Here is a 14,484-nt window from a genome sequence, read left to right as displayed (position 1 = left end):
GAGGCGCGGTTCGTCGATGCCCATAGCCTGACGGTCACGCTGAATGAGGGCGGCGAGCAGACCGTCCGCTTCGATCGCGCCTTCATCGGCACCGGCGCCCGACCGGCAGCACCGCCGGTGCCGGGCTTGGCCGACACTCCCTACCTGACCTCCACCGGCGCGCTGGCACTGGATACCCTTCCCAAGCGGCTGATCGTGATCGGGGCCTCAGTGGTCGCCCTGGAACTGGCCCAGGCCTTCGCTCGGCTGGGCAGCCAGGTCACCGTGCTGGCCCGCAGCCGCCTGCTGTCCCAGGAAGACCCGGCGGTAGGGGATGCGGTGGAGGCGGCGTTTCGCCGCGAGGGCATCGAGGTCCTCAAGCAGACCCAGGCGGGCCGCGTGGACTACACCGACAATGAATTCATTGTCGACACCAACGCCGGCACCTTGCGGGCGGATCAACTGCTGGTGGCCACCGGACGGACACCCAATACCGAGGCCCTGAACCTGGCGAGCCTCGGCGTGGAAACCGCACGTGGGGCGATTCTGGTCGATGAGCATCTGCACACCACGGTGCCGGGGCTCTATGCCGCCGGTGACTGCACCGATCAGCCGGAGTTCGTCTATGTCGCCGCCGCCGGGGGCAGCCGGGCTGCCGTCAACATGACCGGGGGCGAAGCCACCCTGGACCTGAGCGCCATGCCGGCAGTGATCTTCACCGACCCCCAGGTGGCCACCGTCGGCCTGACGGAAGCCGAGGCCATCGAGCAAGGCTTCAGCGTCGATACCCGCGAGCTGGACCTGGAAAACGTGGCGCGTGCGCTGGTGAATTTCGACACCGGTGGTTTCATCAAGCTGGTGGCCGAACGCGACTCGGGCCGGTTGCTGGGGGTGCAGGCGGTGGCGGGGGAAGCCGGTGAGCTGATCCAGACGGCGGTGATGGCGCTACGCGCACGCATGACCTTACACGACATCGCCAATGAGCTATTTCCCTACCTGACCATGGTGGAAGGGCTCAAGCTCTGTGCCCAGACTTTCACCAAGGATGTGACGCAGTTGTCCTGCTGTGCCGGGTGAACGATAGCGTTGCCTACACGTCTGCGTCCTTTACCACCGTACCATGGTAAGGCCAGTAAACTCTTTTCGGAGACTTCGCAGGTGCCGACATGAGTGACATGACCATAGGCAAAGTGGCCCTGCAGAGGACGATAGATCCTGTATCATCCACGCCTGAAGTCAGCGTCACGAGACTGACAGGACTCGCCGTGTCGTCGTCATCATGGCCTGCCCAGCGCGATTTCTGCGTAGATACCCTGGTAGTCAGTGTCATGCGTTCTATCCGGCTCCGGCTTGGGATTCAGGGCTACCATGCGACCGCTGGGGTCATCTAATAGTCCGCGAAGTTGTTCATAATCGAAGCTCCAGCCCTCGGCGTTGCGCTGGTTGAGACGTGTGATGGTCTCTACCAATGTGGACATGCTGTGCCCTTCTCCCTCCAAAGGCGGGAATGCCTGAACCAGCAGTTGCCCCTCGTACCAGCCGATCTTGATGGACTGGTTGACGATTCGGACCTGGGTGCCGGCGGGCACGCGGTCGAAGATCGACTCGATGTCCCCGGGGAACATGCGAATACAGCCACGACTGGCACGCATGCCGATTCCATCCGGTTGGTTGGTCCCATGGATCAAGTAGCCATCGAATCCAAGGATAATGGCATGGTCTCCCAGCGGATTGTCCGGGCCTGGGGGCACCACGCTGGGCGCCTCTTCACCGCGTGCCCTGGCTTCACGCTGAACCGACTCGGGTGGATACCAGGCGGGATTCTTGATGTTCATGGTGGTCTTGGTGACACCGAGGGGCGTACCGAAGCCCTCGCGACCGATGCCAATAGGATAGGTCTCGACACGCGGCGTCTCGTCGTCATCCACCTCGGGATAGTAATAAAGGCGCAGCTCGGCGATGTTGATGACGATCCCGTTGCGCTCGACATCGGGCAGGATGAAGCGTCCGGGAATGGTCACCTCGGTTCCCTCGCCGGGGATCCAGATGCTGGTGTCCGGATTGGCTCGCATGATCTCCCGGTACCCCAGGTTGTGTCGCCTGGCGATATCGAGCAGGGTATCCTCTCGATCATCCACCGTTATGCGGTAGGTGTCGCCGATCACATTGCCTTCCTCAGGCAGCGGATAGTGGCCGCGGGGCCATTCGCCCTCCTCTTCGGCCTGAGAAGCGCCGATGAGTGCCAGCCAACCGGCCAGCACCCCCACCACTGTGCGTTTTCGGAGCTGCCACAATGGAGCTTCTCTCGCTGTACCAGAGTGAGGTTTCGATAACGCCATAATTCTCTCCTTTTTTGACTGGACCATTATCATCCAGACCGACGTGTGTTAAGTCGCCATCCATGCAGCACCAGTAAGGCGGCCAATAGCCAGATTGGCCAGCTACCGGTTCGGGTGAACGGCGTGTTTCCCACCATGGGCCGCACCTCGCCGCGAAGGCTCGTCGCCTGGAACTGTGGTGCGCGGGCTGTGACACTGCCCTGAGGATCGACGATGGCAGTCATCCCGTTGCTGGTGGCGCGAATCAGGTATCGGCCGTTCTCCAGCGCACGCAGACGGGCCATCTGCAAATGCTGCAGGGGGCCGATGGAGCGGCCGAACCAGGTGTCGTTGGAGACCGTCAGCAGTAGCTCGGCAGCGCGCGCCTGCTCGGCGACCCGGTCGGCATAGATGATCTCGTAGCAGATGGCGTTACCGATGGTGGTTCCGGCGGCGTGGATCGGCCCCTGAGCTTCGGGCCCGGGCGTCATGGTCGGCATGGGCAGGTCGAAGAAGGCGATGGTGCCGGCGAGCAGGCTCTCCAGCGGCAGGTACTCGCCGAAGGGTACCAGACGCGCCTTGCGGTAGTGGCCCTCGGCGTTACCCAGGCCGATCACGCTATTGTAGTAGTCGCCGCCGTCGCGCTGCAGGATGCCGGTGAGCAGGGCGGTGTCGGGGGCGAGGTTGGACTGCACCCGCTCCAGTATGGGCCGCGCCTCCTCCTCGAACATTGGCAGCGCCACCTCGGGCCAGACCATCAGGTCGATGCCGTCGGGCTGCTCCCCGGTCAACGCCGTGTAGATGTTGACCGCCTCGCGCTGGCCTTGGGCACTCCACTTGATGCTCTGGTCGAGGTTGCCTTGCAACAGCGCCACGCTGAGCGGCTCGCCGGCCGGGCTGGTCCACTGACCCGGCAAGGCTAACGGGGCCAGCCACAGGGCGGCGATAGGGGCAAGGGCCCACCAGCGTCGGCGCAGCAGCTCCACGCCCAGGGTGCCGGTCAGGGCGGTGATCAGCGACAGAAGATAGACGCCGCCCACCGGGGCCCAGGCCGCCAGCGGCGAGTCCACTTGGGACGTGCCCAGCAGCAGCCAGGGAAACCCGGTAAACAGCCAGGTGCGCAGCCACTCGCTGAGAACCCAGGTGCCGGCGAAGCTGAGGAAGGCCAGGCGTCGGCCCGTGACGCGGCGATAGAGCCAGAAGGGCACGGTATAGAACAGCGCCAGGCTGGCCACGAACAGACCGGTGAGGAAGAGCGCCAGGAGCGCCCCCGTATCCCCATAGCCGTGGATTGCGACGAAGACCCAGGAGGCACCGGAGCCGAACAGGCCCACGCCATAGCACCAGCCACGGAGGGCGGCTTGAGCGGGTGTCAGGGCATGGATGCCGACATAGACCAGGGCCACCGCCACAGGGCCCAGCCACCACAGCGTGAAGGGCGCGGCGCTGAGGGTGGTCAGCCCCCCGGCGGTCAGGGCCAGCAAACAGCCGAGGACCGGAGAGAGCCGTCCGACAGGCGTCATGTCCCGGACTGGCTGGTTCTGTGCATCCATGCCGTCACTCAGACAATCTGGGGGAGGGACGCTCACGCAAGGCCGCAATCGCAAAGGCGATGACACCCAGGAACAGGGCGATATCCGCCAGGTTGAAGGCGGGCCAGTGCCACTCTCGCCAGTAGATGTCCAGGTAGTCCACCACATACCCTCGCACCAGGCGGTCGATGCCATTACCCAGCGCGCCACCCAGCATCAAGCTGTACCCCAGCGCCTCCAGGCGGGGCCTGGGCCTGCACAACAGGAACGTCAGCACGATAGTCGCCAACCCTGCAAAGCACAGGAAGAGGTAGCGCTGCCAGCCACCTGAATCGGCGAGGAAGCTTAAGGCCGCCCCCGTGTTCCACCAGTGACCCCAGTTGAAGAATGGGGTCAGCGGGATGGTCTGGCCATACGGCATCAGCGCCTGCACCAGCCCCTTGATGACCTGGTCGGCCAGGCCGACCATAACGGCCAGTGCCAACCAGTAGCGGCTCTGCGGCGCCATCTCTATCCGTTTCGTTCTCATGACGTGGCTGCCTGGTAGCGCGGGCTTGCCGAGCCAGTCGTGGCATTGCCTGGCGAGAAGCGATAACCCAGCAACCGCATGGCGTTCAGGGTCACCAGCACGGTGGCGCCGGTATCCGCCATCACCGCGATCCACATGCCGGTGATGCCCAGCGCCGTGGTCACCAGGAAAATGGCCTTCAGGCCCAGCGCCAGGGCGACGTTGGTCTTGACGTTGCGCAGCGTGGCTCGGGACAGGGCGATCAGCTCGGCGATGCCGCCGACGCGGTTCTTGAGCAGCGCCGCATCCGCGGTTTCCAGTGCCACATCCGTGCCGCCGCCCATGGCGATGCCCACTTCTGCCGCGGCCAGCGCCGGCGCATCGTTGATGCCGTCGCCCACCTTGCCGACGGGGCCTCGGCCGGCGGCCTGCCAGTCACGAACGCGCTGGGCCTTGTCCTCGGGCATCAGCTCGCCATGTGCCTCGATGCCCAGGCTGTCACCGATGGCCGCGGCGGTACGCGCATTGTCACCGCTGAGCATCACTGCCTGCACGCCCAGGCGCGACAGCGCCGTCAGCCCCTCCCGGGCATCGTCACGCGGCTCATCGCGCACGGCGATCAGGCCCAGCGGATGCTCGCCTTCGACCAGCACGGCGAGACTCTTGCCGGCCCCCTCCAGCTCGGCGATCCGAGCGCTCAGGTCGTGATCGAGAGCGGCCTGCTCTGCCAGGTGGCGGGGGGTGATCAGGCTCAACTCACGCCCCTCGACCCGACCGGCGACCCCTCGGCCCGACAGGGCGCGGCTCTCACTCGCCAGTGGAAGGGAAAGGCCCAACTGCTCAGCGTGGGCGAGGATGGCCGTGGCTATGGGGTGGCTGGAGTCACGTTCCATCCCAGCCGCCAGCCTCAGGATCTCTTGCGTGCCTTGGCCAGTGGCCCAGTCCTCCACGTCGGTGACCTTGGGGGTGCCGGCGGTGAGGGTGCCGGTCTTGTCCAGCGCCACCGTCCGCAGCTTACCCAGCTGTTCGAGCACCGCGCCGCCCTTGATCAGCAGGCCCCGCCGGGCGCCCGCCGAGAGGCCGGCAGCGATCGCCGCGGGGGTTGAGATCACCAGAGCACAGGGACAGGCGATCAACAGCAGGGCCAGGGCGCGATAGATCGATTCCGACCAGGCCATGGTCGAGACCAGCGGCGGCACCACCGCCATCAGCAGGGCGAGCCCCACCACCGCCGGCATGTAGTAGCGAGCGAAGCGGTCGATGAAACGTGCCACCGGCGCCTTGGCGGCCTGGGCCTCCTCCACCAGGCGGATGACCCGTGCGATGGTGTTGTCCTCGGCGCCGCGGGTTACCTCCACCTCCAGGGCGGCATCGAGGTTGACCGTGCCGGCAAAGACGTCGTCCCCCGGCGCCCGCGTGCGGGGCACCGACTCCCCGTTGATCGGTGACTCATCCAGGTCGGATTCGCCGGTCAGAATACGTCCATCGCAGGGCACGCGGTCGCCCGGTCGCACCAGGACTCGCTGCCCAGGCGTGAGCGAGGCGGCCGAAACCTCACGGGTATCCCCATCCTCCATCAGCCTCGCCGTGGACGGCGTCAGGTCCGCCAGGGCCGAGATGCTGCGTCGCGCCCTCGACGCGGCCACCCCCTCCAGCAACTCGCCTACGGCGAACAGGAAGACCACCACTGCCGCTTCGGCGGCGGCATTGATGGCCAGGGCCCCCAAGGCGGCGATGCTCATCAGCATCTCGATGGTGAAGGGGTTGCGCATCTTCAGCGCACCCCAGGCGCCTTGTGCAATGGGCACCAACCCCACCAGGGTGGCCGCAACGAAGGGCCAGTTGCCTAGGCTAGGCCAGACCAGGCGGAGAACGAAGGCCAGAGCCAGCAGCCCCCCCGTGACGAGCACCAAGCGTCCCTTGGCGGTCTGCCACCAAGAGGCCGGAGCGGCATCCGCCTCATCTCCCTCATCATCGGTGGCAAGCTGGTAGCCGAGCTCGTTAAGGATCCGCTCGATCGCCTCATGAGAAGGCGTCGTATCCTGTTGAGGGTGAATCCTCACCGATCCGGTGACCGAACTGGCCGACACCTCCCCGATGCCCTCCAGGCGGCCCAGAGCGGCCTCTACCTTGCGCTCGCAGCCGCCGCAGTCCATGCCTTCCACCTGCAGTGTCAGCGTCGACGAGATAGTGCTTTGCGTTGGTTCGGTCATGGCGTTGCTTCTCCGAATGTCTTAATCTTATTTTGAAGCATAATCCCTGTAGCAACTACAGGTTCAAGTCATGCGAGAGGAGCATCAGGATGCCGGAGATTAGCCATGCCATCGGTATCGGCGAGCTGGCACGGCGCGCCGGCTGCAAGCCTGAAACGGTGCGCTATTATGAGCGCATCGGGCTGATGGGCGATGCATCGCGTACCGAGGGTGGGCAGCGGCGCTATGGCGAAGAAGCTGTCAGGCGGCTGACCTTCATTCGCCATGCCCGAGACTTTGGCTTCTCGGTGGATGCGGTGCGTGAGCTACTGGCGATGTCCGACCAGCCCGACATGCCCTGTCAGGAGGTCGATGCCGTTGCCAAGCATCACCTGGAGGAAGTGGAGTCGCGGCTGCAGCGGCTCTCGGCACTGCGTGACGAGCTCAAGCGGATGGTGAGCCAGTGCGCCGGCAGCAAGGTCGAGAGCTGTCGCATCATCGAGGTGCTGAGTGATCACCAGTTGTGTATCAGTGAGGCAGCCCACAAAGGCGCTCACGATTTGGGATAACCTCCTGTGCGTCCCAGCGTGCCCTAGTTGAGACATTCAGGAACAGCATGATCACCAACTTCATAGAGAAGCCCAGGGTCGCCTTGTTCTGGTGACCGCTGCGGTGGGCCTGGGGAATGATCTCGCGGCTAATGACATACATCATCGCGCCGGCGGCGGGGCTGCCTAAAAACCCCAGTGTGACTGGCGAGACACCGTCCATAACCCCTGCCCGTGTGAAGTGAGTGCCGCTGAGGCTGTAGCGTCACGCGACGCTAGGTACATTGTGCCCACCGAGGCGTGTTTCACAGCAAGTCCACCTAAAGGCTTGTCAGTTCACCATTGCGGCAAGACCGGAAGCAGCGGACGTTCCGATGGCTTTTTGCAGACGTGTCCGAGCCTCGAACAGTGCGCTGCGATACTCTTGGCGTGTGGGTGACTCACTCAGAATAATGCGCTGCCCTTCCTCGAGGGGATCTACGGGGCGGTCATCCACTCTCACTTCGTAGTGCAGGTTGGGCCCCGTGGCGAGTCCGGAAGCCCCTACCTCACCCAGTTTGTCGCCGGCCTTGATGGGGGCCCCGACCGCCAGGCTGGCAGCGAAACGGCTGAGATGCGTATAGCGACTGATGGTGCCCGTATCATGTTTTATCTCGACAACACGTCCATAACCTCCCCGGCGACCGATGAAGGAGACGCGCCCCGGCGCAGTGGCCATGACCGGGGTGCCGCGAGGCGCGGCAAGATCGATACCGTCATGACGTCGGACCCCGCCGTACACGGGATGGCGCCGGTTGCCGAAGGGGGATGTCAGGCGTGCGCCGAGAATCGGGAACTGCAAGGTGTCTTGGAGGCTACCGTCCTTGAAGAGCATCACGCTGGCTCTCTGGTCCGCCGGCCATACTAGCTCCAGCCGCTCCGCCTGGTCAGCCAACCCCATATAGGTCAGACGGGGAGGCCCGACTCGAGTGCCATCCTCACGGCGATCTTCTTCCCACAGTAACTGCAGGCGCTCGCCACCCGAGATATCTCGGCGTGTGTCCATGAGTCCGCCCAGCAGCATGTCAAGCTCTGCAGCGAAACGCCTGGGTACCCCCTCAGCCGCCAAGGCGGCATAGAGTGACGTCTTGACGACTACTTCACGACCCAGGGTCAGGGTGTCGAGGCGAGGCTGGACAATGCGCGTCGACGGACGCTCACCCAGGGTGACGACGTACTGAATACCCGAGTCACGCTCGATGGCCACCGACACCGGCTGTCCCGTCGCCAGAGAGGTGAAAGTGATACGATCTCCGGGCCGCAATCGTCTCGGGTCGAACCTCTCCGCCAGCGAGGTCGCCGCTTGGGTGCGCGTCTCGGTATTCACGCCAAGCTGTTGCAGCAGTGCGTCCAGGGTATCCCCTGGTTCCACGGTGAGCTTTTGAGCGACGCGACCCACCTTCGCGATAGCTTGTGCCCTGTCCGATGCCGGCTTGGCAGGTGATAATCCGGCACGCTCTTGCCCACGGGCTTCGGCCAACACGGGGCTCAGGACCATCAGTCCCACTAGCAACCAGCGTCGTGTCATGATGCATCCTCTTCGCCGGAGACCTCGGCTACCTCACGGTTAACGGCGTCGACCAGCTCCTGCATGCCGAAGGGGTCCAACAGCTCGCCATTGACGAAGAAGGTCGGCGTCTTGCTGATCTGGTTGGCCTCGACGTCAGCCTTGTCCTGGTCGTAGACCGCCTGTGCCTCTGGTGAATTGAGCTGCTCTTCGGCTGCGGTTCTGTCCAGCCCGGCCTCGCTGGCGATCTCCATGATCGCTTCCTCATCGACACTGCCATGAGCCGCCCACTGGCTCTGGCGAGCCAGCAGCGCCTCCAGCACCGGTTGGAAGGCATCCTGACGCCTGGCGACCTCCAGCACGCGAATGGCGGTTTCGGATACGTCTCCATGGAAGGGGGTGTAGCGCACCACCAGCCGCACCTTCTCGGGGTACTCTTCCAGGATGCGTTTGGTCAGCGGGTAGAAGGCGCGGCAGGCCTCACAGGCCGGGTCGAAGAACTCCACGATCGTCACAGGTGCCTCTTCCGGCCCCAGGACCGGCGAGTGTGCACGCACCAGCGAATTCTCGGCCTGTGCCCCCTCTCGGCTGGCCGTCTCGGCGCCCATGCCCAACAGCGAGGGCCTCGACACGATCACGATGATGGCCGTCAGCATCAACGCTCCGACCAGGATAAAAGTCGCTTTTTTGTACATTCTTTCTCTCAATTTCAAAGAGTTGGGTTTAAAGCAAGCTCAGGATGCTGCTGAGTGGAGCTCAGCCGCTGATGGGTGCCTGAGCAAGCAAATATGGCGTGTTACTCATGCCCAAAAAGGTTGGCATCCTGATGAGCGTGATCAATATGCTCAAATTCCAAACTGGAGTGGCCAATGCCAAAGCGCGCTTTCAGCTGAGCTTTGATATTTACCTTGATCGCCTCGAGCTGGCGCCATCCGGCTTCCGTGATAACCACGTGGCAGTCAAGCGCGGCGGTGTTCTCCTGCATTTGCCATAGGTGAACATGATGCACATCCTCAACCCCTTGGACGTCACGCAGGGCTTCAATGACTGATTGACCATCGATATCGGGTGGCGAGCCCAACATCAGTGTCCGGACAGGGCCGCCTATCTCAGTAAAGGCGAGATAAAGAATATAGAGCGCAATGCCGATCGTAATCGCAGGGTCTACCCAGCGCATATCATACAGCAGAATCAGTGAGCCCCCGATGATCACGGCGATGGACGCAAAGGCATCCGACAGGTTGTGCAGGAAGAGGGCGCGGATATTGACGCTATGTTTTTGCATCGACCAGGTGAGCAAGGCCGTTAGCGCATCGACAAGAAGAGCGACAATACCGGTGATTACGACTATCCAGCCCTTAATCTCTGGCGGGTCGATCATGCGCATGGCGCCTTCATAAATTAGATAAATGCCAACGATAATGAGGGTGGTGTAGTTGATCAGCGCTGCGACAACCTCGATTCGGCCATAGCCAAACGTCATCTGTGAGTCTGGCGGTCGTCTCGCGATCTTGCGGGCAGCAAACGCAATGACAAGCGCAGCCATGTCGGAAAAATTATGCAGCGCATCCGCGATCAGCGAGAGGCTTCCCGCCAGGATACCCCCAACGATCTGGGCAATGGTCAATATCCCGTTGGCCCAGATGGCGATGCTCACCCGACGATCACCAGAGGTGGGATCAATGTGGGGATGATCGTGATGATGTCCCATGCGTTATCCTTGTGGTGTCACGTGATGACCCAGCAATATAAAACCTATAGCGACTCAAGCTTCAAGCCCGAACTCTGTTGAAGAGTGAGCTGGGATTAGGCGTGTGGAACTTTGCATAGTGGGCGCTGCACCAAATTGGCTACCATGTTCCATGCCCCCAGAAGGAGCCCATTGTGATACCCAAGCCTTACTCGCACGCCTGGCTGATGAGCTTGGCTTTACTGCTGATGGTGGTAACGTCAGTCCTCGCCGAGCCACAGCTGCCTGACTTCACGGAACTGGTCGACGCATGCGCGTGGCCATGCGCTTCCGGGAGCCCCCCCTGGAGCCTGTGCTCGACCGCCGCCGAATCGACCGGCCCATGAGCGCGTATCTCGCCAATGCCGGACATGACCAGCCCCTGCACGATAAGCAGCAGGAGGGTCAGGTGACCGAGGCGATGACACAGGCGGTTGAGGAGCATACGGGCAGACCAGTTCGGGGGCGAAGACCGATAGTGAGGCGCGATCTGGCCGAGTCCCCTGGGGCATTGGCACGATAGCGTCTTTGAGCTTAATCCCCCCCCAGAGGGATAGGAATACCAACAAAGAGCTGCGCATGACATCGCATACCCACCAGTCGCATCCCGACATCATCAAGCGTTTGAGTCGCGCCCGGGGACATCTGCAGAGCGTGGCCCAGATGATCAAGGACGGGCGGCCTTGCCTGGACATCGCCCAGCAGCTGCATGCAGTGGAGAAGGCGATCCAGCAGGCCAAGCGAACCCTCGTGCACGACCATATCGACCACTGCCTGGAAGCAGCGATCGGCCCCCACGACAGGGGCCGGAATCAAGACCAGCGCGCACAACTTGAAGACTTCAAGGCGATCGTTCGCTACCTGTAACCGATAACCGACAGCCACGCCTCGAGGAGGACCCGTGCTCCAAGTGCTGAGTCACCGTCGTTACCGCCATTTATTCATGGCCCAGGTCACCGCCCTCGTCGGCACCGGGCTGACAACTGTCGCCCTGGCGCTGCTGGCCCATGACCTGGCGGCCGGGAAAGCGGGGATCGTGTTAGGCACGGCCCTGGCGATCAAGATGGTGGCCTATGTGGGCATCGCGCCGCTGGTCGGGGCCTATGCCTCGCGTCTGCCGCGCCGCACTCTGCTGGTCAGCCTGGACCTGCTACGGACATCCGTGGTCTGCGCGCTGCCCTTCGTCACCGAGGTCTGGCAGATCTATGTGCTGATCTTCCTGCTCAATGCCGCCTCTGCTGGCTTCACCCCGGTCTTCCAGGCGACGCTCCCGGATCTCCTCGAGGACGAGGGACAGTACACCCGGGCATTATCGCTGTCGCGGCTCGCCTATGACCTCGAGAACCTGCTCAGCCCCATGGCGGCCGCGGCGCTGCTGATGGTGATGCGCTTCGATGTGCTGTTCCTGCTCAACGGCCTGGCCTTCTTGGTCTCGGCCGGTCTGGTGGTCTCGGTGGTGTTGCCGTCGCCCCAGGCGGCGGAGGACGAGGCACCGAGCGTGTGGCGTAAGGTCTCTCACGGCATGAGGATCTACCTGAAGACGCCTCGGCTGCGCGGGCTGCTGGGCCTGAACATGGTGGTGTCGGCCGCCGGCGCCATGCAGATCGTCAATACCGTGGTCTACGTCCGCTCTACCCTGGGACTGGGCGAGCAGGCGGTGGCCATGGCCTTCGCGGCGGTGGGGGGCGGTTCGATGCTGGTGGCCCTGCTGCTGCCGAAGGTGCTGGATCGCGTGCGCGAACGCCCGATCATGCTCGCGGGCGCCGCGCTGATGACGGTGAGCTTGTTCCTCGGCCTGTTCGCGCCCGGCTTCGCCGGCCTGATGGGGCTGTGGTTCCTGCTGGGCGCCGGCGCCTCGCTGGTCATGACGCCCACTGGGCGCCTGCTCAAGCAGTCGTGCCACTCCGAGGACCGTCCGGCGCTGTTCGCCGCCCAGTTCTCGCTGTCGCATGCCTGCTGGCTGGTGGCCTATCCGCTGGCCGGCTGGGTTGGGGCCGAGGTGGGGCTGATCGAGACCTTCGCCCTGCTGGGGGCGATTGCGCTGCTGTCGACGGCGCTCGCGACCCGTGTCTGGCCGGCACGGGATCCGCTGGTCCTCGAGCATGACCACGACCCGGTGGCGCATACCTATCTGCACTATCACGACGAGCACCACCAACATGAGCATGAGGGATGGGAGGGGCCGGAACCGCATCGCCATCCCCACCATCATTCGAGAGGCCGGCATCGGCACACCTTTGTGATCGACGGCCATCACACGAGATGGCCGTCGTGACATGACAAAGAGGCTCAAGGAACGTTTGCATGAGCATTCTGCCTGACAACGTCCTTCACTCACCGGAATACCGCATCCTGGGCACAAAGATGGAAGAGCATGACCTCCACTTTCAGGTTGAAGCTCCGGTCCCTGTGGCCTGCGAGGAGTGCCGCGTAGAGGGAGAGTTCGTCAGGTTTGGCAAGCGCGATGTGGCTTACCGAGACCTGCCCATCCACGGAAAGCGGGTCACCCTCTGGGTAGTCCGTCGCCGCTACACCTGCCGGGCGTGTGGAAGGACGTTCCGGCCAGCTCTACCGGAAATGGTAGACGATCACCGCATGACGCGGAGGCTTTACAGCCACGTCGAGAAGGAGGCCTTCAACCACCCCTACGCCTATGTAGCCGATACCACCGGCCTCGACGAGAAGACTGTTCGCGAGATCTTCAAGAAGAAGGCTGAGTTCCTGGCTGCCTGGCACCGCTTTGAGACACCTCACTGCCTGGGCATCGATGAGCTTTACCTGAACCGCCGCTACCGCTGCATCCTGACCAACCTGGAAGAGCGCACCCTGTTGGACCTGTTGCCCGGTCGTCAGCAGGACGCGGTGACGAAGCGGCTCATGAGCATGACCGAGCGCGACAAGGTCGAGATCGTCAGCATGGATATGTGGAAGCCCTACCTCCGTGCCGTCCAGGCGGTGCTGCCACAGGCCCGCATCGTGGTCGATAAGTTCCATGTGGTGCGTATGGCCAACGAGGCCTTGGAGAAGGTCCGCAAGGGGCTCAGGAAGGAGCTGACGGCCAACCAGCGACGGACGCTCAAGGGTGATAGGAAGATCCTGCTGAAGCGGGCTCACGATGTCTCAGACCGCGAACGGCTCATCATGGAGACCTGGACGGGGGGCCTTCCCTCAGCTGCTGTCAGCCTAAGAGCACAAGGAACAGTTCTACCACATCTGGGACTGTGCCACCCGGCGAGATGCTGAGCAGGCACTAGCTGCCTGGATTGACGACATCCCGCAGGGGCAGAAGGAGGTCTGGAAGGATCTTGTCAGCGCCGTCAGCTCATGGCGTGAGGAGATGCTGACCTACTTCGAGACCGACATCCCGATCACCAACGCCTTCACGGAGTCGATCAACCGGCTGGCCAAGGACAAGAACCGGGATGGCCGGGGCTACTCATTCGAGGTGATGCAGGCGCGGATGCTCTACACCACCAAGCACAAGAAGAAGGCGCCACAGATAAAGGAATCCCCTTTCCTGGGCAAGGCCACCATGACCTACAGCATGGGTCTCCCCGAGCCCGAGAAGAACTACGGCGTCGATCTATCAACCTTCTGGGAGAGTTAATGGTCGAAGGAGCAGGAGGCTCCATCTACCACTTAATCCGGATACCCAGAATTCTTTGATGCTGTTCAGCCGCGCCAGCAGCAAGTTGCCATCCCCGCCTCCCCGCTGAGCTAAAGGAATACCGCAAAGAACTGGAGTATTTCAGGCAGGTTGAGCAGCTAGACCGTTTGGAGCACCAGAAAACCTTGGGTACCGCACCGCTTGGTGCAGTTGATGAAAAGCGGACAACCTTTATTGGCGTTCCTGAATTCAAGCAACAAGCGCAGCACCATGATCTGCCGGGCATAAATGTGCAGGGGAGAGCGCTGGTGACTCAATGGGCTCCACAAAACCGGAACGCCAAAGGGAAAGCAGCCCGATGCTTCTGAGGAATGCGTCTTCGATTGTCGCCAGAAATAGGCAGTTCAGTGCCACATCGGCTCTGCGCCCAGTGTGACTGATGCGCTGCTGGTACTGAGATGATCGCCTTAGAGGTGAACCGCTGGGAGGGGAGTCGAGGTGGGAATTTTTAACTGCCTGACTCTA

At 62.9% G+C, this 14,484-nt stretch carries 11 protein-coding genes and 1 pseudogene; 5 read left to right on the top strand and 7 right to left on the bottom strand.

Features of this window, described 5'->3' with window-relative positions; translation table 11 throughout:
• On the top strand, positions 1–1,056 hold a 1,056-nt coding region (locus BCL93_RS16490), incomplete at its 5' end, for an FAD-dependent oxidoreductase (protein ID WP_112056452.1).
• Between the two features lie 200 nt (positions 1,057–1,256).
• Here BCL93_RS16490 and BCL93_RS16485 read toward each other — a convergent pair.
• The 4 genes from BCL93_RS16485 to BCL93_RS16470 form a co-directional block, all read right to left on the bottom strand.
• Positions 1,257–2,273, bottom strand: coding sequence for a L,D-transpeptidase family protein (locus BCL93_RS16485; protein WP_240724521.1), 1,017 nt, complete (start codon positions 2,271–2,273; stop codon positions 1,257–1,259).
• 74 nt (positions 2,274–2,347) lie between these two features.
• A complete protein-coding gene (gene lnt, locus BCL93_RS16480; RefSeq protein ID WP_258396700.1) occupies positions 2,348–3,850 on the bottom strand; it encodes an apolipoprotein N-acyltransferase in 1,503 nt (500 codons plus the stop codon).
• A 4-nt stretch (positions 3,851–3,854) separates the two neighbouring features.
• Positions 3,855–4,358, bottom strand: a complete 504-nt coding sequence (lspA, locus tag BCL93_RS16475; protein ID WP_112056446.1) for a signal peptidase II — start codon at positions 4,356–4,358, stop codon at positions 3,855–3,857.
• Positions 4,355–6,550 carry a heavy metal translocating P-type ATPase gene (locus BCL93_RS16470; protein ID WP_112056444.1) on the bottom strand — a complete coding sequence of 732 codons (2,196 nt, stop codon included), beginning with the start codon at positions 6,548–6,550 and terminating at the stop codon, positions 4,355–4,357. The genes lspA and BCL93_RS16470 overlap by 4 nt, the downstream gene beginning before the upstream one ends.
• Positions 6,551–6,639: 89 nt before the next feature.
• Between BCL93_RS16470 and BCL93_RS16465 the strand changes: the two genes are divergently transcribed.
• Positions 6,640–7,098, top strand: coding sequence for a MerR family transcriptional regulator (locus BCL93_RS16465; protein WP_112056442.1), 459 nt, complete (start codon positions 6,640–6,642; stop codon positions 7,096–7,098).
• A gap of 310 nt (positions 7,099–7,408) precedes the next feature.
• On the opposite strand, the gene BCL93_RS16455 is transcribed toward BCL93_RS16465, so the two are convergent.
• The 3 genes from BCL93_RS16455 to BCL93_RS16445 all read right to left on the bottom strand — a co-directional run bounded on the left by BCL93_RS16455 (position 7,409) and on the right by BCL93_RS16445 (position 10,334).
• Positions 7,409–8,644 carry a M23 family metallopeptidase gene (locus tag BCL93_RS16455; RefSeq protein WP_112056440.1) on the bottom strand — a complete coding sequence of 412 codons (1,236 nt, stop codon included), beginning with the start codon at positions 8,642–8,644 and terminating at the stop codon, positions 7,409–7,411.
• Positions 8,641–9,279, bottom strand: coding sequence for a DsbA family protein (locus BCL93_RS16450; RefSeq protein WP_240724523.1), 639 nt, complete (start codon positions 9,277–9,279; stop codon positions 8,641–8,643). The genes BCL93_RS16455 and BCL93_RS16450 overlap by 4 nt, the downstream gene beginning before the upstream one ends.
• 140 nt (positions 9,280–9,419) lie before the next feature.
• Positions 9,420–10,334, bottom strand: a complete 915-nt coding sequence (locus tag BCL93_RS16445) for a cation diffusion facilitator family transporter (RefSeq protein ID WP_112056436.1) — start codon at positions 10,332–10,334, stop codon at positions 9,420–9,422.
• A gap of 597 nt (positions 10,335–10,931) precedes the next feature.
• Here BCL93_RS16445 and BCL93_RS16435 point away from each other — a divergent pair.
• The 3 genes and pseudogenes from BCL93_RS16435 to BCL93_RS16425 all read left to right on the top strand — a co-directional run bounded on the left by BCL93_RS16435 (position 10,932) and on the right by BCL93_RS16425 (position 13,959).
• Positions 10,932–11,219: a metal-sensing transcriptional repressor gene (locus BCL93_RS16435; protein ID WP_112056432.1), complete on the top strand. Its 288-nt coding sequence runs from the start codon at positions 10,932–10,934 to the stop codon at positions 11,217–11,219.
• A 34-nt stretch (positions 11,220–11,253) separates the two neighbouring features.
• Positions 11,254–12,627, top strand: coding sequence for an MFS transporter (locus BCL93_RS16430; RefSeq protein WP_112056430.1), 1,374 nt, complete (start codon positions 11,254–11,256; stop codon positions 12,625–12,627).
• A gap of 29 nt (positions 12,628–12,656) precedes the next feature.
• Positions 12,657–13,959 (top strand): annotated as a pseudogene (locus BCL93_RS16425) (ISL3 family transposase).
• Positions 13,960–14,484 lie beyond the last annotated feature (525 nt).

The sequence above is a fragment of the Onishia taeanensis genome (assembly GCF_003268885.1).
In the GTDB taxonomy this organism is placed as follows: Bacteria; Pseudomonadota; Gammaproteobacteria; order Pseudomonadales; family Halomonadaceae; genus Onishia; species Onishia taeanensis_A.
This window is presented reverse-complemented; position numbering and strand designations above follow the sequence as displayed.

Excerpts from the sequence above, each read along its gene's own strand:
- BCL93_RS16455 (WP_112056440.1), bottom strand. The coding sequence starts at position 8,644 with ATGACACGACGCTGGTTGCTAGTGGGACTGATGGTCCTGAGCCCCGTG.
- BCL93_RS16465 (WP_112056442.1), top strand. The coding sequence starts at position 6,640 with ATGCCGGAGATTAGCCATGCCATCGGTATCGGCGAGCTGGCACGGCGC.
- lnt (WP_258396700.1), bottom strand. The coding sequence starts at position 3,850 with ATGGATGCACAGAACCAGCCAGTCCGGGACATGACGCCTGTCGGACGG.
- BCL93_RS16450 (WP_240724523.1), bottom strand. The coding sequence starts at position 9,279 with ATGCTGACGGCCATCATCGTGATCGTGTCGAGGCCCTCGCTGTTGGGC.
- BCL93_RS16435 (WP_112056432.1), top strand. The coding sequence starts at position 10,932 with ATGACATCGCATACCCACCAGTCGCATCCCGACATCATCAAGCGTTTG.
- BCL93_RS16445 (WP_112056436.1), bottom strand. The coding sequence starts at position 10,334 with ATGGGACATCATCACGATCATCCCCACATTGATCCCACCTCTGGTGAT.
- BCL93_RS16470 (WP_112056444.1), bottom strand. The coding sequence starts at position 6,550 with ATGACCGAACCAACGCAAAGCACTATCTCGTCGACGCTGACACTGCAG.
- lspA (WP_112056446.1), bottom strand. The coding sequence starts at position 4,358 with ATGAGAACGAAACGGATAGAGATGGCGCCGCAGAGCCGCTACTGGTTG.